The organism is Mobilicoccus sp. (assembly GCF_032060985.1).
In the GTDB taxonomy this organism is placed as follows: Bacteria; Actinomycetota; Actinomycetes; order Actinomycetales; family Dermatophilaceae; genus Mobilicoccus.
Genome location: NZ_DAMBGD010000007.1, coordinates 125,143 through 145,795 on the forward strand (window position 1 = coordinate 125,143; position 20,653 = coordinate 145,795).

The 20,653-nt window shown below is 70.3% G+C and carries 15 protein-coding genes; 9 read left to right on the forward strand and 6 right to left on the reverse strand.

The features are described 5' to 3' along the window. Window positions 1–78: 78 nt before the first annotated feature. Complete coding sequence (gene typA, locus RT054_RS07765; RefSeq protein ID WP_312722269.1) at window positions 79–1,983, reverse strand: translational GTPase TypA; 1,905 nt, start codon at window positions 1,981–1,983, stop codon at window positions 79–81. Between the two features lie 13 nt (window positions 1,984–1,996). Beyond that, entirely contained in the window at window positions 1,997–2,452 is a 456-nt protein-coding gene (locus RT054_RS07770; RefSeq protein WP_312722271.1) for a (deoxy)nucleoside triphosphate pyrophosphohydrolase, read from the reverse strand. Between the two features lie 224 nt (window positions 2,453–2,676). Here RT054_RS07770 and RT054_RS07775 point away from each other — a divergent pair, with 224 nt between their 5' ends. The 9 genes from RT054_RS07775 to RT054_RS07815 all read left to right on the forward strand — a co-directional run bounded on the left by RT054_RS07775 (window position 2,677) and on the right by RT054_RS07815 (window position 16,534). After that, entirely contained in the window at window positions 2,677–5,229 is a 2,553-nt protein-coding gene (locus RT054_RS07775; RefSeq protein ID WP_313022928.1) for a sodium-translocating pyrophosphatase, read from the forward strand. A gap of 54 nt (window positions 5,230–5,283) precedes the next feature. Then, on the forward strand, window positions 5,284–7,272 hold the full coding sequence (locus tag RT054_RS07780; protein ID WP_313022930.1) for an acetoacetate--CoA ligase: 1,989 nt from the start codon (window positions 5,284–5,286) through the stop codon (window positions 7,270–7,272). Between the two features lie 82 nt (window positions 7,273–7,354). Beyond that, the gene (locus tag RT054_RS07785) at window positions 7,355–7,783 is read left to right on the forward strand and encodes a CBS domain-containing protein (protein ID WP_312722277.1); all 429 of its coding nucleotides are present in this window, start codon (window positions 7,355–7,357) and stop codon (window positions 7,781–7,783) included. A gap of 173 nt (window positions 7,784–7,956) precedes the next feature. Then, a complete protein-coding gene (locus tag RT054_RS07790) occupies window positions 7,957–9,633 on the forward strand; it encodes an ABC transporter substrate-binding protein (RefSeq protein WP_312722278.1) in 1,677 nt (558 codons plus the stop codon). Window positions 9,634–9,699: 66 nt separating this feature from the next. Further along, window positions 9,700–10,713 (forward strand): ABC transporter permease, encoded by a 1,014-nt coding sequence (locus RT054_RS07795; protein WP_312722279.1) that lies wholly within the window; start codon window positions 9,700–9,702, stop codon window positions 10,711–10,713. Then, window positions 10,710–11,729: an ABC transporter permease gene (locus tag RT054_RS07800; protein WP_313022932.1), complete on the forward strand. Its 1,020-nt coding sequence runs from the start codon at window positions 10,710–10,712 to the stop codon at window positions 11,727–11,729. The genes RT054_RS07795 and RT054_RS07800 overlap by 4 nt, the downstream gene beginning before the upstream one ends. Window positions 11,730–11,731: 2 nt before the next feature. Further along, the gene (locus RT054_RS07805) at window positions 11,732–12,820 is read left to right on the forward strand and encodes an ABC transporter ATP-binding protein (protein ID WP_312718473.1); all 1,089 of its coding nucleotides are present in this window, start codon (window positions 11,732–11,734) and stop codon (window positions 12,818–12,820) included. Continuing rightward, window positions 12,817–13,998: an oligopeptide/dipeptide ABC transporter ATP-binding protein gene (locus tag RT054_RS07810; RefSeq protein ID WP_312718474.1), complete on the forward strand. Its 1,182-nt coding sequence runs from the start codon at window positions 12,817–12,819 to the stop codon at window positions 13,996–13,998. Before RT054_RS07805 ends, RT054_RS07810 begins: the two co-directional genes overlap by 4 nt. Before the next feature lie 112 nt (window positions 13,999–14,110). Next, the gene (locus tag RT054_RS07815; RefSeq protein WP_313022934.1) at window positions 14,111–16,534 is read left to right on the forward strand and encodes a nitric-oxide reductase large subunit; all 2,424 of its coding nucleotides are present in this window, start codon (window positions 14,111–14,113) and stop codon (window positions 16,532–16,534) included. A 42-nt stretch (window positions 16,535–16,576) separates the two neighbouring features. Here RT054_RS07815 and RT054_RS07820 read toward each other — a convergent pair whose 3' ends face one another. The 4 genes from RT054_RS07820 to RT054_RS07835 all read right to left on the reverse strand — a co-directional run bounded on the left by RT054_RS07820 (window position 16,577) and on the right by RT054_RS07835 (window position 20,526). After that, window positions 16,577–17,182: a response regulator transcription factor gene (locus RT054_RS07820; protein ID WP_312718476.1), complete on the reverse strand. Its 606-nt coding sequence runs from the start codon at window positions 17,180–17,182 to the stop codon at window positions 16,577–16,579. A gap of 85 nt (window positions 17,183–17,267) precedes the next feature. Further along, window positions 17,268–18,623, reverse strand: coding sequence for a histidine kinase (locus tag RT054_RS07825; RefSeq protein WP_313022935.1), 1,356 nt, complete (start codon window positions 18,621–18,623; stop codon window positions 17,268–17,270). A 53-nt stretch (window positions 18,624–18,676) separates the two neighbouring features. Then, a complete protein-coding gene (locus RT054_RS07830; RefSeq protein WP_313022936.1) occupies window positions 18,677–19,549 on the reverse strand; it encodes an ABC transporter permease in 873 nt (290 codons plus the stop codon). Window positions 19,550–19,599: 50 nt separating this feature from the next. After that, window positions 19,600–20,526, reverse strand: coding sequence for an ABC transporter ATP-binding protein (locus RT054_RS07835; RefSeq protein WP_313022937.1), 927 nt, complete (start codon window positions 20,524–20,526; stop codon window positions 19,600–19,602). Between the last annotated feature and the right edge of the window lie 127 nt (window positions 20,527–20,653).

The following is a 20,653-nucleotide window of genomic DNA, read 5'->3' on the forward strand; positions in this document are numbered from 1 at the left end:
GCACGGGTGGCCGCGTCCATGGTGGCGAGGCCTCCGGCCTGCCTGGGACTGCCTCGCATCGCCCGCCGCCCGGGCCTCTCAGCCCTTCTTCGCGTCGCTGCGGGCGCGGGCGGCGGTGCGGGCGCGGGTGACCTGGTCGAGGTCGACCTTGCGGATGCGGACGGCCTCGGGGGTGACCTCGACGCACTCGTCCTCGCGGCAGAACTCGAGGCTCTGCTCGAGGGAGAGCTTCTTCGGCGGGATGACCTTCTCGAAGTTGTCCGCGGAGGAGGCGCGCACGTTGGTGAGCTTCTTCTCCTTGGTGATGTTGACGTCCATGTCGTCGGCGCGGGAGTTCTCGCCGACGATCATGCCCTCGTACACCTCGGTGCCGGGGTCGACGAAGAGGATGCCGCGCTCCTGAAGGTTGACCATCGCGTAGGAGGTCACCGGGCCCTGCCTGTCGGCGACGAGCGAGCCGCTCTGACGCGTCGAGATCGGGCCGAACCACGGCTCGTACCCGTCGAAGACGTGATGGGCGATGCCGGCGCCGCGGGTCTCGGTGAGGAACTCGGTGCGGAACCCGATGAGGCCGCGCGAGGGCACCTTGAACTCCATGCGCACCCAGCCGGTGCCGTGGTTCGTCATCTGCTCCATACGCCCCTTGCGGGCGGCCATGATCTGCGTGATCGCACCGAGGTACTCCTCGGGGGTGTCGATCGTCAGGGCCTCGACGGGCTCGTGGACCTTGCCGTCGACCTCACGGGTGACGACCTGCGGCTTGCCGACGGTGAGCTCGAAGCCCTCGCGGCGCATCTGCTCGACGAGGATCGCGAGCGCGAGCTCACCCCGCCCCTGGACCTCCCAGGCGTCGGGACGCTCGGTCGGCAGGACGCGCAACGACACGTTGCCGACGAGCTCACGGTCGAGACGGTCCTTGACGAGACGGGCCGTGACCTTGGCGCCACGCACCTTGCCGGCCATCGGCGAGGTGTTCGTGCCGATCGTCATCGAGATCGCCGGCTCGTCGACCTTGATGACCGGCAGCGGGACGGGGTTCTCGGCGTCGGCGATCGTGTCGCCGATCATGATCTCGGGGATGCCGGCGATCGCGATGATGTCGCCCGGCCCGGCGGCGCCGTTCTCGAGCGGCTTGCGCTCCAGGCCCTCGGTCATGAGCAACTCGGTGACCTTGACCTTGTCGATCGACCCGTCGTGCTTGCACCACGACACCTGCTGACCCTTGCGGATCTCGCCGTTGAACACGCGCAGGAGCGCGAGACGGCCGAGGAAGTTGGAGGAGTCGAGGTTGGTGACGTGCGCCTGCAGCGGCGCACCCTCGGTGTACGCCGGGGCGGGGATCGTCTCCATGATCGTCTTGAACAGCGGCTCGAGGTCGCCGCCCTCGGGCAGGCCACCATCCTCGGGGCGCTCCAACGACGCACGCCCGGCCTTGGCCGAGGCGTAGACGATGGGGAACTCGATCTGGTGCTCGTCGGCGTCGAGGTCGAGGAACAGTTCGTACGCCTCGTCGACGACCTCGGCGATGCGGGAGTCGGGCCGGTCGACCTTGTTGATGCAGAGGACGACGGGCATCTTGGCCGCGAGCGCCTTGCGGAGCACGAAGCGCGTCTGCGGCAGCGGTCCCTCGGAGGCGTCGACGAGCAGGACGACGCCGTCGACCATCGACAGGCCGCGCTCGACCTCGCCACCGAAGTCGGCGTGGCCGGGGGTGTCGATGATGTTGATCGTCACGCCGCCCGGGTGCTCGGCGGCCGACGGCCCGTTGTAGTGGATCGCCGTGTTCTTCGCGAGGATCGTGATGCCCTTCTCGCGTTCGAGGTCGCCGGAGTCCATGGCGCGCTCGTCGACGTGCTGGTGTTCGCCGAACGCGCCACCCTGCCAGAGCATCTTGTCCACGAGGGTCGTCTTGCCATGGTCGACGTGGGCGACGATGGCGACGTTGCGGATGTCACCGCGGGTCTGGGTGTTCTGCGTAGGCACGTGCCTCATTGTCTCAGGAGTGCGGGGATGCTCCGTCCACGCGCGGTCCGCCGGTCGTCAGGCGTCGTGCGAGGGCCGTGACGATGGCGGCGTTCGCGGGCAGCCAGTCGACGTCGAACAGCTCGGAGGCGCCGAGAAGCCGCAGGTCGTCGTGGTCGGCGAGCGGCCGGGGTTCCCCGAGGACGATGCGCGCCAGCCAGACGTCCATCTCGTAGGGCGGCGTGACCGGCCAGCGCCCCGCGGGCGACGGGCCCGGGACGTGGGCGCCGACCTCGACCGTCACGCCGAGCTCCTCGCGGAGTTCCCGGGTGAGCGCGTCGAGGGGGTCCTCACCCGGCTCGACCTTGCCGCCGGGCAACTCCCACCGGCCCGCGAGCGCGGCCGGTGCCGTCCGCCGCGCCGCCCACAGCGCGCGCGGCCTCTGCAGATCGTCGACGAGGGCGGCAGCGACGACGTGGGGGGAACGCATGGCCCCATTGTGTCTCCTGCGACACCATTCGTTGACGCTCACGGGCTCGCTCCACGGCGCGCGAATGAGCCTGTGACGTGCGACTTTCCACAGCGAGGACCTAGGTCCATGCCCCGGGTGCCGCGGCAGGGAGGTAATAGAGGGGCCGCCTCGGGTACGTCCCGATCGGCCGGGACGACGTCGAGACGGGCGCCCCCGAAAGACCGCCGAGAACAGGACCCCTCGTGCACACCGAAGAGCATCACCTTCGCTGCGGTCATCCCGCAGACGCGCCGTCAGCCCCTCGTCCACGCCTCGCGGTCCGTGCCGTCGCCGGTACCGGACTCGCCGCGCTCTGGGGGTCGATCCACGCGGGCGTCGCCGCCGCAGCACCCCACACCCTTCCGGCCGCCGGTGAGGCCGACCTCGAACTGCCGGACCTGGGCTCCGTGAGCTTCCTCGGCGGGATCAGCGGGCACCTGCTGCTGTCGTTAGGGCTCATCGTCTGCGTGCTCGGTCTCGCGTTCGGGTTCATCACCTACCGGCAACTGCAGAAGATGCCCGTGCACCCCTCGATGCGGGAGATCTCGGAACTCATCTACGAGACGTGCAAGGCCTACCTCGTGCAGCAGGGCAAGTTCCTCATGCTGCTGTGGTTGTTCATCGGCACGGTCATCTTCGTGTACTTCAAGTTCCTCATGGGCTTCGACTGGGGCAAGGTCGCGATCGTCCTGCTGTTCAGCCTCATCGGCATGGCCGGCAGTTACGGCGTGGCGTGGTTCGGCATCCGCGTCAACACCTTCGCCAACTCCCGCACCGCGTTCGCCTCGCTGCGCGGCAAGCCCTTCCCCGTCTACGCCATCCCCATGAAGTCGGGCATGAGCATCGGCATGGTCCTCATCAGCGTCGAGCTGTTCATGATGCTCGTCATCATGCTGTTCCTGCCCGGTGAGATCGCCGGCAGCTGCTTCATCGGGTTCGCCATCGGTGAATCCCTCGGCGCCTCCGCCCTGCGCATCGCGGGCGGCATCTTCACGAAGATCGCCGACATCGGCTCCGACCTCATGAAGATCGTCTTCAAGATCAAGGAGGACGACGCGCGCAACCCCGGCGTCATCGCCGACTGCACCGGCGACAACGCCGGCGACTCGGTCGGCCCGTCCGCCGACGGTTTCGAGACCTACGGCGTCACCGGCGTCGCCCTCATCACGTTCATCCTGCTCGCCGTCCACGAGCCGGCGCTCCAGGTCCAGCTCCTCGTGTGGATGTTCGTCATCCGCGCGGTCATGATCATCGCCTCGGGCGTGAGCTACTTCGGCAACGAGATGATGGCGCACCGCAAGTACTCCCACGTCGACCAGATGGACTTCGAGGTCCCGCTCACCGCGCTCGTGTGGCTCACCTCGGTGCTGTGCATCGTGCTCACCTACCTGACCTCCTTCCTCGTCATCGGCGACCTCGGCGACGGCACCCTGTGGTGGAAGCTCTCGACGATCGTCAGCTGCGGCACCCTCGCCGGCGCGCTCATCCCCGAGCTCGTCAAGGTCTTCACCTCCACGCACAGCCGCCACGTGCGTGAGGTCGTCATCTCCTCCCGCCAGGGCGGTCCGAGCCTCGACATCCTCTCCGGCCTCGTCGCCGGCAACTTCTCCGGCTACTGGCTCGGCATGGCGATCGTCGGCCTCATGACCGGCGCCTACTGGATCAGCGGCCTCGGCCTCGCCGAGCTCATGGTCGCCCCGGCCGTGTTCGCCTTCGGTCTCGTCGCGTTCGGATTCCTCGGCATGGGACCGGTGACGATCGCGGTCGACTCCTACGGCCCCGTCACCGACAACGCGCAGAGCGTGTACGAACTCTCGGTCATCGAAGAGGTCCCCGGCATCACCGGCGAGCTCCGTCGCGACTACGACATCGACCCGCAATGGGAACGCGCCAAGCTGCTGCTCGAGGACAACGACGGCGCCGGCAACACGTTCAAGGCCACGGCCAAGCCGGTGCTCATCGGTACCGCGGTCGTCGGTGCGACGACGATGATCTTCTCGATCATCATGGCGCTCACCGGCGGCGAGGCGTCCGAGATGATCAACCTCTCCCTCATGCACCCGCCGTTCCTGCTCGGCCTCATCACCGGCGGCGCCGTCATCTACTGGTTCACCGGCGCGAGCATCCAGGCCGTCACCACCGGCTCCTACCGGGCCGTCGAGTTCATCCGCGAGAACATCCGCCTCGACGGAGTGACGAAGGCGAGTGTCGAGGACTCCCGCAAGGTCGTCGAGATCTGCACGCAGTACGCCCAGAAGGGCATGCTCAACATGTTCCTCGGCATCTTCTTCTCGACCCTGGCGTTCGCGTTCATCGAGCCGTTCTTCTTCATCGGCTACCTCATCTCGATCGCGCTGTTCGGCCTCTTCCAGGCGATCTTCATGGCCAACGCCGGTGGCGCCTGGGACAACGCGAAGAAGATCGTCGAGGTCGACATGCACGCCAAGGGCACGGCCCTGCACGATGCGACGATCGTCGGCGACACCGTCGGCGACCCCTACAAGGACACGAGCTCGGTGGCCCTCAACCCGGTCATCAAGTTCACGACCCTGTTCGGCCTCCTCGCCGTCGAGCTCGCCGTGCAGCTCGCCGACCAGCAGGGCAACACGACCCTCACCTCCTCCCTCGCCGTCGTGTTCTTCGTCCTCAGCGCCTACTTCGTCTACCGCTCCTTCTACGGAATGCGCATCGGCACCGGGCAGGGCGACCTCCTGCGCGACGCCGAGGACGAGGAACGCCCTCACGCGCAGGTCTGACGCCGACGGCAGGTCGGCCCCGACGTCGGCGTCATGGGTGCCATCATGTGGCCCATGACGCCGACGTCGATGTCCTGGCAGATCGAGCACCCGCGCCTCACCGAGTTCGCCGCCTCCGCCGAAGCGCGCTGGGACCGTGCCCTGCCCGACTACCCGGCGTTGCACGCCTGGTCCGTGGAGCGCCCCGAGGAGTTCTGGGCGAGCGTGTGGGACGACTTCGAGGTGGCGTGCTCGGCGCCGTACGAGGCCGTCCTCACCGGCGGCCCCATGCCGCACCACGAGTGGTTCACCGGGGCCCGGCTCAACTACGTGGACCAGGTGTTCCGGCACTGCGGCGCCGACGGCCCCGTGGCGCGGGACGGCGCCGCCATCGTCTCCCACGCCGAGGACGGCACCCGCGCCGAGCTGTCGTGGGCCGAGCTGGAGGAGCAGGTCCGCGCGGTCGCCGGGACGTTGCGCGACCTGGGCGTCGGTGAGGGCGACCGCGTCGTCGGGTACCTCACCAACGCCCCCGAGACGATCGTCGCATTCCTCGCGACCGCCTCGCTCGGGGCCATCTGGGCCGTCTGCGCCCCCGACCTCGGCGCCTCGACCGCCGCCTCCCGGCTGGCGCAGCTCGAGCCGCACGTCCTCGTCGCGAACACCGCCTACGACTGGGCGGGACGCACCTACGACCGGCGCTCGGAGGTGCTCGAGCTCGCGGACGCGTGCGGTGTCTCCGCGATCGTCGAGGTGCCCCGCGCCGGGCTCACCTTCGACGAGGACGCGCCCGCGATCCCCGCACGGATGCGCCGGGTCCCCTGGAACGACGCCCTCTCCGGCGCGCCCCTGGCGCAGACGGCCCAGGTCGCCGCGAACCACCCGTTGTGGGTGCTGTTCTCCTCGGGCACGACGGGGGTGCCCAAGGGCATGGTCCACTCCCACGCCGGCGTCGTCGCCTCGCACCTGTCGATGTTCCGCCTCTGCCTGGACTGCGGTCCTGCGGACACGTTGTTCTGGTACACGACGCCGAACTGGATGATGTGGAACATCGTCACGTCCGCGCTGATCGCGGGCACCCGAACGGTGACGTACGAGGGCCACGTCGCCTACCCCGCGCCGGACCGTCTCTGGCGCCTCGTCGCCGACGAGGCCGTCACGATCTTCGGCACGAGTCCCGGCCACCTCCACCTCGGGGCGCAGTCCGGCCAGGAGCCTGGGCGTGACCTCGACCTGTCCTCCCTGCGCGCGATCGCCGTCACCGGCGCCCCCGCTCCCGCCGTCCTCAACGTGTGGGTCCGCGAGCACGTGCGGCAGGACGTCCCGCTGCTCTCGGTCTGCGGCGGTACCGACGTCGTCAGCGCGTTCCTCGGCTGCAGCCCGTGGCTGCCCGTCCACGACGGCGAACTCTCCGGCCCGGCGCTCGGTGTCGACGCCCAGGCGTGGGACCCCGAGGGCAACCCCGTGGTCGAGGAGGTCGGCGAGCTGGTCATCGCCTCGCCCGGACCGTCGATGCCGCTGTACTTCTGGGGCGACGAGGACGGGTCCCGCTACCGGTCGGCCTACTTCGACACCTACCCGGGGGCCTGGCGCCAAGGCGACTGGGTCACCCGCACCGACCGTGGGACGTTCGTCGTGCACGGGAGGTCGGACTCGACGCTCAACCGCAACGGCGTGCGGTTCGGCTCCTCCGACATCTACGACATCGTCGAGTCCGACCCCGCGGTCGCCGACGCCGTCGTCCTCGGCGTCGAGCTCGACGGGGGCGTGTACCGGATGCCACTCTTCCTCGTGCCCGCCCCGGGTCACGAGCTCGACGACGCCGAACTCGACCGGATCCGGCAACGTCTGCGCAGCGAGGGCTCCCCCCGACACGTCCCCGACGAGATCCGCGTCGTCCGCGGCGTCCCCCACACCCGCACCGGCAAGAAGATCGAGGTGCCTCTCAAGCGCATCCTCCAGGGCGCCGCACCCGGCGCGGTCCTCGACTCCGGGGCCATCGACGACGCCTCCCTCGTCGAGGACTACGTCGCACTCGGCCGCGAGTGGGGCACCCAGCCCTGAGGCACGTCGGCCCCGGGCCCACACAGCGATACGCACCGCGTGGTGTCTGTTCTGGCCGGTCCCGTCCGACTACCGTTACGTCATGTTGATCGCCGACATCATCCGGTCCAAGGGCAGTGACGTCGTCACCGCCTCCCCCAACGACACGGTGGCCGACCTCGCGGGCCTCCTCGCCGAGCACCGCATCGGTGCGGTCGTCGTCTCCGGCGACGGCGTCACCATCGACGGCATCGTCAGTGAGCGCGATGTCGTGCGCGCCATCCCGACGCGCGGGGCCGACCTCATCTCCGTCAAGGTCTCCGAGATCATGACGCGCGAGGTCGTCACCTGCACGCCCAAGCAGACCGTCGTGCAGCTCGCGGACCTCATGACCCAGCACCGCTTCCGCCACCTGCCCGTGGTCGAGAACGACGCCCTCGTCGCGATCATCAGCATCGGCGACATCGTCAAGGCCCGCACCGCCCTCCTCGAGGACGAACGCGACCAGCTCATCGACTACGTCCGGCAGTGACGCCGGCGCCGGAGCGGCCGTGACGTGCGCCACGCCACCGTCGAGCATCCGGTGTCGGAGAGATTTCGGCGCGCCGTTTCCTTCCCAGACCCGGGTGTGGCCAGTACTGTCACGGCCAACCCCCGGCGGCCCCGTGCCACACGGAACTCGCCCCACAGAAAGGCTCACCCGCCATGTCAAGAACTCGGTCCACGGCCACACTCGCTCTCGCCTCGGTCCTCGTGCTCTCGCTCAGTGCGTGCGCCCAGTCCGAACGCGAGAACGGCGGAGGCGCCGGCGGCGGGGGTGAGGGAGGCGGCACGTTCACGTTCGGCGCCGCCGGGGCTCCCAAGGTCCTCGACCCGTTCTACGCCACCGACGGCGAGACCTTCCGCGTGAGCCGCCAGATGTTCCAGGGCCTCGTCGGGTTCAAGCCGGGGACCGCCGAGGTCGCCCCGGCCCTCGCCACGGAATGGAAGCCCAGCGCAGACGGTCTCACGTGGACGTTCACCCTCGCCGAGGGCGTCAAGTTCCACGACGGCACCCCGTTCGACGCCGACGCGGTCTGCAAGAACTTCGAGCGCATGTTCGGCCAGACGGGCCCGGGTGCGACCGCCGCCGTGTCGCAGTACTGGACGGACAACTTCGGCGGGTTCAAGGACGGCAAGGACCCGAGCCTCTACAAGTCCTGCACCGTCAAGGACCCCAAGACGGTCGACGTCGCGCTCACCCGGGTGACGTCGAAGTTCCCCGCACTTCTCGGGTTGCCGTCGTTCTCGATGCAGAGCCCCACGGCCATGGACCAGTACAAGGCCAACGAGGTCAAGGCGCAGGGTGAGGGCTTCGCGTTCTCCGAGTACGCGATGAAGCACCCGACCGGCACCGGCCCGTTCAAGTTCGAGAGCTACGACCAGGCCAACGGCACCATCACCCTCGCCCGCAACGACGAGTTCCACGGCGAGAAGGCCAAGATCGCCAAGCTGATCTTCAAGATCATTCCGGACGAGTCGACGCGTCGTCAGGAGCTCCAGGCCGGAAGCATCCAGGGCTACGACTACCCCAACCCGGTCGACTGGCAGGCACTCGAGGGCGAGGGCAACCAGGTCCTCATCCGGCCCGCCTTCAACCTCCTCTACCTCGGCCTCAACCCCAAGGCCAACCCCGAGCTCAAGGACCTCAAGGTCCGGCAGGCGATCCAGTACGCGATCAACCGCGACCAGATCGTCAAGACCCAGCTGCCCGAGGGCGCCAAGGTCGCGACCCAGTTCATGCCCGACACGGTCGCCGGCTACAACTCCTCGCTCCAGCCGGTGCCGTACGACCCCGAGAAGGCCAAGCAGCTCCTCAAGGAGGCCGGAGCCGAGAACCTCACGCTCAACTTCTGGTACCCCTCCGAGGTCACCCGCCCCTACATGCCCGCCCCGCAGCGGCTCTACGAGGCGATGAGCACGGATCTCCAGAAGGTCGGTATCAAGGTCAAGACGACCACCAAGCCGTGGAACGGCGGCTACCTCGACGGCGTCGACGCCGGCCAGGCCGGTGCCTTCCTCCTCGGCTGGACCGGTGACTACAACACGCCGGACAACTTCATCGGCACCTTCTTCGGCGACACGACGAACCGCTTCAACACGGGCATGTACCCGTGGGGCAAGCAGCTGTCCGACGACCTCAAGAAGGCCGACAGCATCGTCGACGAGGGGGCCCGTTCGAAGGCGTACGAGGGCCTCAACAAGACGATCGTCGAGCAGTACATCCCCGCGGTGCCGATCAGCCACAGCCCGCCGGCGCTCGTCCTCGGCAAGGGAGTCGCCGGGGTGACCCCGAGCCCCCTCACCGACGAGAAGTTCGACCAGGTCACTCTTCCGAACTGATCCTTCTCGTCCGCGACGGGCCCGGCGTCAGCGCCGGGCCCGTCGCGCGCCCTCCCGGAGGTCCACGTGCTGCGGTACATCGTCAGACGACTCGCGCAGATGGTGCTGGTCGTCCTCGTCCTCTCACTCCTGCTGTTCGCGTGGCTGCGGTCGCTTCCCGGAGGGCCCGTCTCGGCCCTGCTCGGTGAGCGCGCCACGCCCGAGAGCCGAGCTCAGCTCGAGGCGGCGCTCGGGATGGACCAGCCCATCTACGTCCAGTACCTGAGGTTCCTCGGCCGCGCCGTGCGCGGGGACTTCGGGGTGTCCACCGGCGTGCTCCCCGGGCGGGAGGTGATGTCGATCTTCCTCAGCCGGTTCCCCGCGACGATCGAGCTGTCGATCTTCGCGATCCTCCTCGCCGTGCTCATCGCCGTCCCCGCCGGCTACCTCGCGGCGCGACACCGCGGCCGGCCTCTCGACGTCGCGGGCGTGCTCCTCTCGCTCGTCGGCGTGGCCGTCCCCGTGTTCTTCCTCGCGTTCCTGCTCAAGTACGTCTTCGCCGTCGAGCTCGGATGGCTGCCCGCCTCGGGCCGACAGACGAGCACGATCGGGGCCACCCGCATCACCGGGTTCTTCGTCCTCGACGGGTTGATGACGCGGGAGTGGGACGCCGCCTGGGACGCGTTCAGACACCTCATCCTCCCCGGGCTCGCGCTGTCCTCGATCCCGTTCGCGGTGATCTTCCGCATCACCCGAGCCAGCGTCCTCGACGTGCTCGACGAGGACTACGTGCGCACGGCCGAGGCGAAGGGCCTCACGCAGGCGGTCATCCGCAAGCGTCACGTGCTGCGCAACGCGATGCTCCCGGTCGTCACGACCATCGGCTTGCAGATCGGGGCGCTCCTCGCCGGGGCCGTGCTCACCGAGAAGGTGTTCTCGTTCCCCGGAATCGGCGACGCCCTCGCCAGATCGTTCGAGATGCGCGACTACGCCATGCTCCAGCTGCTGATCATGGCCGCCGCCGCCGTCTACGTCATCGTCAATCTCATCGTCGACCTGCTGTATGCCGTGATCGACCCGCGCGTGAGGACGGCCCGATGAACTCCGGCAAGAAGGACCGCATCGACCGGCTCGCCGCCAGCGCGGCCCCGGCCTCCGGCACGGCCGCCGACGCCCCCACCGACACGGCCACCGACACGATCGACCGGGGCACCGTCGCTGACGCCGGTCGGGTGGCCGGCGGGGAGGGCGTGAGCCTGTTCGCGAGCGCCTGGGGCCGACTCCGGCGCAACCCGCTGTTCCTCGTCGGCGCCGCCATCACGATCAGCTTCGTCGTCCTCGCGCTGCTCTCGCCGTGGATCGCCCCGCACGACCCGAGCGCGCAGCTGCTCTACTCCGAGATCAGGCAGCAGACCAACCCGATCCCCGCGGCCCGCCCCGGCTTCCCCCTGGGTGCCGACTGGTTCGGCCGAGACCTGTTCTCCCGGCTGCTCGTCGGCAGTCGCCAGACCCTCTTCGTCGGGGTGTTCGCCACGATGGGCGGACTGCTCGGCGGTCTGATCCTCGGAACCCTCGCCGGCGCGTTCGGGGGCTGGGTCGACGCGGTCGTCATGCGGCTCGTCGATGTCATGCTCTCGATCCCGAGCCTGCTCATGGCCTTCTCGATCGCCGCGATCTTCGCCAACCCCAGCCAGATCACGGTGATCATCGCGATCGCCGTCGTGCAGATCCCCGTCTTCGCACGGTTGTTGCGCGGCTCGATGATGGCGCAGCGGCACAGCGACCACGTGCTCGCCGCCCGCGCGCTCGGCGTCAAGAGGGCGCCGATCGTCTTCCGGCACATGCTGCCCAACGCCCTCGGCCCGGTCATCGTCCAGGCCACGCTCGTCCTCGCCGTCGCGATCATCGACGCCGCCGCACTGAGCTTCCTCGGCCTGGGCAACCCCGACGACCGCATCCCCGAATGGGGACAGATGCTCGGGGCGTCCCAGCAGTACCTGGCCGGTTACCCGCACCTCGCGTTCTACCCCGCGCTGTGCATCATCGTCGTCGCGCTCGGATTCACGTTCATGGGTGAATCCCTGCGCGAGGCGCTGGACCCCAAGACGAGGCGATGACCATGGCGCACACGACCCCCACCACCCCGCCCGACACCCGCCGCCGCCATGCGCGCGGAGACGGCCCGCTGCTCTCGATCCGCGATCTCACGGTGCAGTTCACCCGCGCCGGGGAGGAATCGTTCACGGCGGTCGACCACGTGAGCTTCGACGTGCAGCCGGGGCAGACCGTCGGTCTCGTGGGCGAGTCCGGCTGCGGCAAGTCCGTCACCTCGCTCGCGATCATGGGGCTGCTGCCCCACCGCGGCAACAAGGTCACCGGCACGGTCGACTTCGACGGCACCGACCTGCTCAGCCTCAGCGACGCGCAGATGCGGGACCGCCGGGGACGCGACGTCGCGATGATTTTCCAGGACCCCTTGAGCTCGCTCAACCCCGTCGTCCCCATCGGCATCCAGGTGACCGAGGTCATCGAACGGCACCGAGGCATGAAGCGCTCGGAGGCTCGTCCGCTCGCCGAGGAGCTCCTGCGCAAGGTCGGCATCCCCGACCCCGCACGACGCCTGCGCGAGTATCCACACCAACTCTCCGGCGGGATGCGGCAGCGCGCCCTCATCGCGATGGCCCTCGCCTGCGAGCCGCGGCTCCTCATCGCCGACGAGCCGACGACGGCCCTCGACGTCACGATCCAGGCCCAGATCCTCACCCTGCTGCGGGAGCTCGTCGAGGAGTCCGGCACGGCGCTCATCATGATCACCCACGACCTGGGCGTCGTCGCGGGGCTCTGCGACCGCGTCAACGTCCTCTACGGCGGCCGCATCGTCGAACGCGCGGACCGGCACGAGCTGTTCGCCACGCCGCGGCACCCCTACACGACCGGACTGCTCGCCTCGATCCCGCGGCTGGACGCCCCGCGCGGCGCCCGCCTGGACCCGGTGCCCGGATCCGTCGCCGACAACCTGCCCTGGGACTCCGCGTGTGCGTTCGCCCCGCGGTGCTCGCAGCCCCTCGAGATCTGCCGAGAGCGCACCCCCGAGCTCGTCGACGAGCCCTCCGACGGTCCCCTACCGCGGTCGCTGCGGTGCCACAACCCCGTCGAGCAGGCCCCGGCCGGGACACCTGCCGACCCCCAGCCCGAGGAGACCCGATGAGCACCGCCGCCGGGACGGCCACGACGAGCACGACGCCCGAGGGCGAGGACGTCCTCGTCGACGTGAAGGGCCTCAAGGTCCACTTCCCCATCAAGAAGGGCATCGTCTTCGACCGCACCGTCGGGTACGTGTACGCGGTCGACGGCATGGACATGCAGATCCACCGCGGCGAGACCTACGGGCTCGTCGGGGAGTCCGGCTGTGGTAAGTCGACGTTCGGTCGGGCGCTGCTGCACCTGGAGGAGCCCACCGCGGGCTCGGTCCACTTCGACGGCGTCGACGTCGCCTCGCTCAAGGGCGAGGATCTGCGCCGGCGCCGGCAGGACATGCAGATGGTCTTCCAGGATCCGCTCTCCAGCCTCGACCCGCGGCAGTCCATCGAGTCGCTGTTGCTCGAGGGCATGCAGGCCCACGGCCTCGTCCGGGACAAGCGGGCGGCGAATGCGCGCCTGCGGGAACTACTCACGGCGGTGGGCCTCCCGACCGCCGCCCTGCGCAAGTACCCGCACGAGTTCTCCGGCGGCCAGCGCCAGCGCATCGGCATCGCCCGGGCGCTGTCGGTCGACCCCAAGCTCATCGTCGCCGACGAGCCGGTCTCCGCCCTCGACGTGTCGGTGCAGGCGCAGGTCGTCAACCTGCTCGAGGACCTGCAGCAGGAGTTCGGCCTCACCTACCTCGTCGTCGCCCACGACCTCGCCGTCGTGCGACACATCAGCGACGTCGTCGGGGTGATGTACCTCGGCGCGCTCGTCGAGGAGGCCGACGCCGACGCGCTCTACGCCGAGCCGCTGCACCCCTACACCAGGGCGCTCATGTCGGCCGTGCCCGTGCCGGACCCCACGGTCGAGGACCGGCGCGAGCGGGTCATCCTCGCCGGGGACCTGCCCAGTCCCGCGGCACCGCCCTCGGGATGCCGTTTCCACACCCGCTGCCCGTGGCGTCAGGAGACCCGGTGCGACACCGAACGTCCCGAGTTGCGCGTCGTCTCGACCCGCAGCGACGCCTCCGACGTCCGCCCTCACCGGGTGGCCTGCCACTTCGCCGAGCAGATCGCGGACGGCACCCTCGTCGCCCATGCGGTCGCCCCCACCGGTGGTGAGCGGTTCTTCGAGGCGGGCACCCCCGCCGGCGTCACCGGCAGCTTCACCGGCCCCGCGTCGGTCACGGAGGTGAGCTGACGGCGGTGCCCGCGACCCGCACCGAAGGGGGCCCGAACCGGTACGACGGCGCGACTCTTGACAGCGGGAGTATTTTGACGGGGTAAATCCGTTTTTATCCATCGGAGTGCCCATGTCCGCCGCCGTCGCCTCACCGCCGCCTGCGTCCCCCTCCCCCGCCTCCCCGCCCGCGGGCCGCAGCCCCTCGCGGGACCGACGGTGGTGGTTCGCCCTCGCCACCGTCGTCCTCGGGTCCTTCGCCGTCCTGCTGTGGATGGGCCTGCAGATCTCGGAGTCCAAACCCCCGATCCCGACGAAGGTCGTCGACACCGGCGGCCGGGTCATCGCTCAGGGCGACGACGTGATGGACGGCCAGCGCGTCTGGCAGTCGATCGGTGGACAGCAGATCGGATCGGTCTGGGGTCACGGCGCCTACGTGGCCCCGGACTGGACCGCCGACTGGCTGCACCGTGAGGCGGTCTTCGTCCTCGACGAGTACGCGCGCGACGCCGGGGTGGCGAGCTACGACGCCGCCTCTCCCGAGGTGCGCGGGGCCCTCGAGGCGCGCCTGCGGCAGGCCTTCCGGACCAACACCTACGACCCCGCGACCGGCACGATCACCCTCGACCCGGCGCGGGCGCGCGCCTACGAGGCGAACGCCCGGCACTACGCGGAGGTGTTCGGGCGCGGCCATGACCAGTACGCCATCCCGGCCGGCACGGTGACCGATCCCGAGGCCATGCGCCGGATGACGACGTTCTTCTGGTGGAGCAGCTGGGCGGCCTCGACGAACGCGCCCGGTGACGAGGCCACCTACACCCGCAACTGGCCGCACGAGCCGCTCATCGGCAACGTGCCCACCCCGACGAATGTGCTCTGGAGCATCATCAGCATCATCACGCTGCTCGCCGGGATCGCCGGAATGGTCTGGTACCACAACTTCGTCGCCCACGACGACGAGGTCACCGACGCGCCCCCGAGCTCCGACCCGCTGCTCGGATACGAGGCCACCCCCTCCCAGCGGGCCACCCTCAAGTACTTCTTCGTCGTCGGCGCCCTGTTCGTGCTGCAGATCGCCGCGGGCATCCTCTCGGCGCACTACGGCGTCGAGGGCGCCTCTCTCTACGGCATTCCCATCGACCAGGTGCTGCCCTACGCCGTCGTGCGCACGTGGCACACCCAGCTCGGGATCCTGTGGATCGCGACCGCCTGGCTCGCCACGGGCCTCTACGTCGCCCCGGCCGTGGGCGGCCGTGAGCCGGCCTTCCAGCGGCTCGGGGTGAACGTCCTGTTCGGCGCACTCGTCCTCGTCGTCGCGGGATCGATGATCGGGCAGTGGCTCTCGATCACCGGCCGCATGGGGTACGGCACGGAGGTGTCGTGGTGGCTCGGCACGACCGGCATGGAGTACCTCGACCTCGCCCGGCTGTGGCAGATCGGCCTCATCGTCGGACTGTTCCTGTGGTTCGCCCTCATGGCCCGCGGCATGTGGCCCGCGCTTCGCCGCGCGAAGGACGGCCCTCTCTCCCCGACCGCCGAGGCCCCGCTCGCGGCGGGCGGCCGGCGCACGCTCGTCATCATGCTCCTCATGAGCTGCCTCGCGATCGCGTCGTTCTTCGGTGCCGCGTTCGGCATGGGTCACGACACCCACCTGTCGATCACGGAGTACTGGCGCTGGTGGGTCGTCCACCTGTGGGTCGAGGGCTTCTTCGAGGTGTTCGCCACCGTCGTCATCGCGTTCCTCTTCAGCCGCCTCGGGCTGCTGCGCCCCGCGGTCGCCGCCACGGCGACGCTCTCGGCGACGACGATCTTCCTCCTCGGCGGCATCATCGGCACCGGGCACCACCTCTACTTCACCGGCGCCAACGACGCCGTGATGGCGTGGAGCGCGACGTTCAGCGCCCTCGAGGTCGTGCCCCTCGCCCTCGTCGGGTTCGAGGCGTTCCGCAACCTGCGCATCCTGCGGGTCAGCGAGTGGGTCGCCGGGTACCGGTGGGCCATCTACTTCTTCATCTCGGTGTCGTTCTGGAACATGCTCGGCGCCGGCGTGTTCGGGTTCCTCATCAACCCGCCGATCTCGCTGTTCTACGTGCAGGGCCTCAACCTCACGCCGTTGCACGGCCACACGGCCCTGTTCGGTGTGTACGGGATGCTCGGTATCGGACTCATGCTGTTCTGCGTCCGCAGCCTCATGCCGGGCAGGGAGTGGAACGACTGGCCCATCAAGCTCGGCTTCTGGGGCCTCAACGGCGGGCTGCTCGCGATGGCGCTGCTCAGCCTGCTCCCGCTTGGGCTCGCCCAGGCGTACGCGAGCATCTCCGAGGGCCTCTGGTACGCGCGGAGCGCGGAGTTCCTCTACACCCCCGCCCTCACGGTGATCCGGTGGATGCGCACCCCCGGCGACATCCTCTTCGGCCTCGGCGCGCTGTCCATCGGGTTGTTCATGGTCGGCCTGCTCACCGGCCACGCCTACCGCAAGGACGGGGAACAGACCGTCCCCGGGCAGCCGATGTCGGCGGACGTGGCCGACGAGGTGCGCGCCGCACGTCGCGGCTGACGACGCGGCCCGGGGCTCACCGCTCAGGGCGCGCTCGCGGGCTCAGATCCAGCCTCTCTCCCGGGCCAGGTGCACGGCCTCGTGGCGGTTGGCCGCGCCGGTCTTCGCGACGGCCGCCGACAGGTAGTTGCGCACCGTGCCCGGGGAGAGGTGGGCGCGCGCGGCGATCTCGTCGACCGGGGCCCCCTCGGCGGCGAGTTCGAGGACGTCGCCCTCCCGGGGGGAGAGGGGGTTCGCGCCCGCCGAGATGGCGTCGGCGGCGAGTTCGGAGTCGACGTACCGGCCGCCGGAGTGGACGGTGCGGATCGCCTCGGCGAGCACACCCGCCGAGGCGGTCTTGGGCAGGAACCCACGCACGCCGAGCTGCAGCGCCTTCTTGAGGTAGCCCGGACGCCCGTGGCTCGTGACGACGAGGATCCCCCGGCCGGGGTCGGTGGCGAGGATCGTCTCGGCGACCGCGACGCCGTCGGCGCCGGGCATCTGCAGGTCGAGCACGGCGACGTCGAACTCGTACGCGCGCGCCATCGCCATCGCCTCGGTCCCCGACGCCGCCTGCGCGACGATCTCGAGGTCGTCCTGCATCGAGAGCAGCATCGCGAGCGCGTCGCGGAACAGTGTCTCGTCGTCGGCCAGCAGCAACCGGATCACGCGTGCACCTCGTCTTCCCCCGTCGTGGTCTCGCACCACCTTCCCACGTCGGGGGGACCGCTCAGCCCGTCATCCGGTCATCCGGTCATGCCGAGGCACCCGACACGGGCGCGGAGGTCGGGACGTGCGCCCGGAGGAGATACCCGGAGTGGCTCTCGGCGGGGCCGGCCTCGAGCGTGCCACCGACCGCGTCGAGCCGTTCTCGCAGCCCGACGAGACCCGACCCTCCGGCCTCGGCACCACGAGCCTCCGAACCCGTCGAGGGTTGAGGGCGGGACACCACGCGTGCCGTGGTGCTGGCGAGCGTGAGCGTGGCTCCGTCGCCGGTGCGCTCGAGGGTGAGGTCGGCACTCACGGCATGCCCGTGGCGCAGCACGTTCGTCACCCCCTCACGGACGACCCATGCGAGGGTCACGCACCCCGCCTCGCCGACGAGGTCGGTGAGCGCCGCGAGGTCGGGGTCGTCGAATCCCTCGGCGCTCGTGCGGATCCCGGCGGCGCGCAGGACCGACCGGGCGCCGGTCACCTCCTCGGAGAGGTCGATGCTCCGGTAGCCGCGCACGACGCCGCGCACCTCGGCGAGTGCGCTCTGGGCGAGGTCGCGCACGGCGGTCATCTCCCCCACCGCTCGGTCGTCGCCGCGGCGCGCGAGTTCCGCGGCGAGTTCGCTCTTGATCGCGACGCTCGACAGGGTCCGTCCGAACACGTCGTGCAGGTCCCGGGAGAAGCGGAGCCGCTCCTGCGCGACGGCGAGGTCGGCGGCGACCTGCTGGGCGTCGGCGAGCCGGCGGACGACGCCGATCATCCAGGCGGTGAGCGGCGCGGTGGGCGAAAGGAGCAGACAGATCCACACCGACAGCATCGTGAGACCGATCGCCGTCGACACCCCGAGGCGTGGCGGCCCCCAGGCGTAGATCGCGAAGAGGAGGGCCAAGCCCCCGACGAGCCCGAGGAGCACCGGGCGGCGGGGCCACAGGAGCAGCGCGATCGAGCCCCCGATCGCGAGCGGCACGGGGCCGAGATAGGCGAGGTTGCCTCGTTCGAGGCCGGAGGAGGCCGCCGTCGGCATGGTGAGCAGCGACGCCGACACCACCGTGACGACGACGCCGAGGACGAGGAAGGCCACGACGAGGGCGCGGTGAGCCTCACGCCCCCGGGTACGGACCTCCACCACCACGCTGCAGACGACCAGCCACACGATGAGCGTGACCGCGAAGGCCACGGCGAGCGACCCGGCGGCGGACGACAGCCCCGTGCCGATCACGGCGTTGTGCACCGCCACGCCGCCCGCGGTGGTGAGGATGAAGGCCCCGAAGGCGAGGAGCACGTGGAGTGACCAGCGGCAGTACGCCTCGAACCGGCGGCGTTCGCGGTCGTTGCTCGGGATGACGACGCCGCCTGGGGGCGTCGGGGTGGCGAGGTCGGCGGGCGGGGGCGGCATGTCCTCGATGATGCCCGGAGGGCGCCGCCGCGTGCCCGCAGCCGGGGGGCGCGTCATCGGCGGGGCGACCACGGCATCCGGGTGCGGACGAGCCACCCGCCGAGGGCACTCCAGGCCAGCAGCACGAGGCTCGGGCGCAGTGCGTGGGTGCAGGTCTCGGCGAAGGAGAGGGCCGCGCCGTCCGCGTCGGTGCCCGCCATCCCGAGGCGCATCAGCTCACCGACGGGGTGCAGCGGGGTGAAGGAGGCGATCGTCTGCACGACGTCGGGCATGATCGCCACCGGGAACATCGAGCCGGAGAACACGAGCGCGATCGTGATGAGCGGCATGGTCGTGATCTGCGCATGTTCGACGCTGCGGGTGATGATCGTCGAGGCGAGTCCGAGCAGCGCCCAGGCGAGGCAGCCGAGCGCCATCGCCGCGACGATGAGCAGCGCGTTCGCGGGCATTGCCGCGTCGAGCAGGACGACGGCGCCGAGCACGCAGAGGACGGTCTGGACGATCGTCGCGAGGACGAACGGCCCGGACAGGCCCGCGAGGATGACCCCGTCGGAGGCCTCGCCGGTCCGCAATCGCGAAAGGACGGAGGACTCTCGGCGCGCGACGACCGCCGTGACGAGCGTGTAGTAGACGGTGAAGACGAGCGCCATGTGGAGGATGACGAGCGGCGCCATCACCCCGAGCGACAGCCCGGAGGTGGCGCCCAGCATCGCGAGGAACGCGACCATGAGGCCCGGGACCAGCAGGGTGTTGATGAGCGCGACCTTGTTGCGTCGCAGCAGGCGCCACTCGCCCCCGCCGAGCGCGAGCACCTGCCGCATCCGGGAGGCCGGCGGGGGGCCGTCGAGGGGGGTGGTGCGCGGCGGCTCCCCTCGTTCGATCGTCGAGACGGAGACGGAACGGTCGTGCTGGGTCGGGTCGGTCATCGTGAGGTCCTCTCGTCGTCGGGGCGTGTCGTCGGGGGCGGGGCGGGGGGTCACGCGGCGGCCCGGTCGGTGGGGTGCTCCCCGGAGGTGGCGATGTCGAGGAAGGCCTGCTCGAGCGAGGCCGACGAGGCACGCAGGTCGGTGAGCCTGACGGTGTCGCCGGCCCAGGTCAGCAGGTCCCGCAGCGTGCGCTGAAGGTCCGACGTGCGCAGTTCGGTGCGGCCGGCCGCGGTCGAGACGTGCACGCCGGGGAGGGCGGGCAGCGGCACCTCGGGGGTGCGGAAGGAGATGTGGGAGGGCTGGGCGGCGACGATCTCCTCGGTCGTGCCGCTGACCGTGACCCGACCCTCGTGCATGATCGCGACCCGGTCGGCGAGGCGCTCGGCCTCCTCGAGGTAGTGGGTCGTGAGGACGATCGCGGTGCCCGAGTCGAGCAGCCCGGTGAGGATCTCCCAGGCGCGGTGGCGGCTCTCGGGGTCCAGCCCGGTCGTCGGTTCGTCGAGGAAGAGGATGCGGGGGCGGCCCATGATCGCGAGGGCGAGGTCGAGGCGGCGGCGTTCCCCGCCCGACAGGCTCTGCACGGGGACCTCGGCGCGGTCGAGCACGTCGACGATCGCGAGCGCCTCCTCCACCGGTCGCGGCGCGGCCATCGTGCCCGCCCACATGTGGGCCGTCTCGAGGACCGTGAGGTCGCCCGAGAACCCGGCCTCCTGCAGGACGATCCCCATGAGCGGGCGCAGTCGCCGCCGCTCGGTGAACGGGTCGAGACCGGCGATCTCGACACGGCCGGCGCTCGGGCGCGCGATGCCCTCGAGCAGCTCCATCGTGGAGGTCTTGCCGGCGCCGTTCGTGCCGAGCAACGCGAACAGCTCCCCGGGGGCCAGGGAGATGTCGACCCCCTTGACGGCCTCGAAACCCGTGCGTGGGTGGCCGTAACGTCGACGGAGGTCGGTCGCGGAAAGGATCGGTGCGCTCATGTCTCCACTGTCGGCGGAGAATGAACCGCGAGGCCGTGACCAGTCGCATCGGCCGGGGTGAGCCCGTCATCGGCGGGGCATGACATCCGTCATGGGGCCGGCGCCGGCGCCTGGGCGCGGGGGCGGC

What these genes read in the sequence shown, in the direction of transcription:
- RT054_RS07770 (WP_312722271.1), bottom strand. Translation starts at nt 2,452, where the DNA reads ATGCGTTCCCCCCACGTCGTCGCTGCCGCCCTCGTCGACGATCTGCAG.
- RT054_RS07780 (WP_313022930.1), top strand. Translation starts at nt 5,284, where the DNA reads ATGACGCCGACGTCGATGTCCTGGCAGATCGAGCACCCGCGCCTCACC.
- RT054_RS07785 (WP_312722277.1), top strand. Translation starts at nt 7,355, where the DNA reads ATGTTGATCGCCGACATCATCCGGTCCAAGGGCAGTGACGTCGTCACC.
- RT054_RS07790 (WP_312722278.1), top strand. Translation starts at nt 7,957, where the DNA reads ATGTCAAGAACTCGGTCCACGGCCACACTCGCTCTCGCCTCGGTCCTC.
- RT054_RS07800 (WP_313022932.1), top strand. Translation starts at nt 10,710, where the DNA reads ATGAACTCCGGCAAGAAGGACCGCATCGACCGGCTCGCCGCCAGCGCG.
- RT054_RS07805 (WP_312718473.1), top strand. Translation starts at nt 11,732, where the DNA reads ATGGCGCACACGACCCCCACCACCCCGCCCGACACCCGCCGCCGCCAT.
- RT054_RS07810 (WP_312718474.1), top strand. Translation starts at nt 12,817, where the DNA reads ATGAGCACCGCCGCCGGGACGGCCACGACGAGCACGACGCCCGAGGGC.
- RT054_RS07815 (WP_313022934.1), top strand. Translation starts at nt 14,111, where the DNA reads ATGTCCGCCGCCGTCGCCTCACCGCCGCCTGCGTCCCCCTCCCCCGCC.
- RT054_RS07825 (WP_313022935.1), bottom strand. Translation starts at nt 18,623, where the DNA reads ATGCCGCCCCCGCCCGCCGACCTCGCCACCCCGACGCCCCCAGGCGGC.
- RT054_RS07830 (WP_313022936.1), bottom strand. Translation starts at nt 19,549, where the DNA reads ATGACCGACCCGACCCAGCACGACCGTTCCGTCTCCGTCTCGACGATC.
- RT054_RS07835 (WP_313022937.1), bottom strand. Translation starts at nt 20,526, where the DNA reads ATGAGCGCACCGATCCTTTCCGCGACCGACCTCCGTCGACGTTACGGC.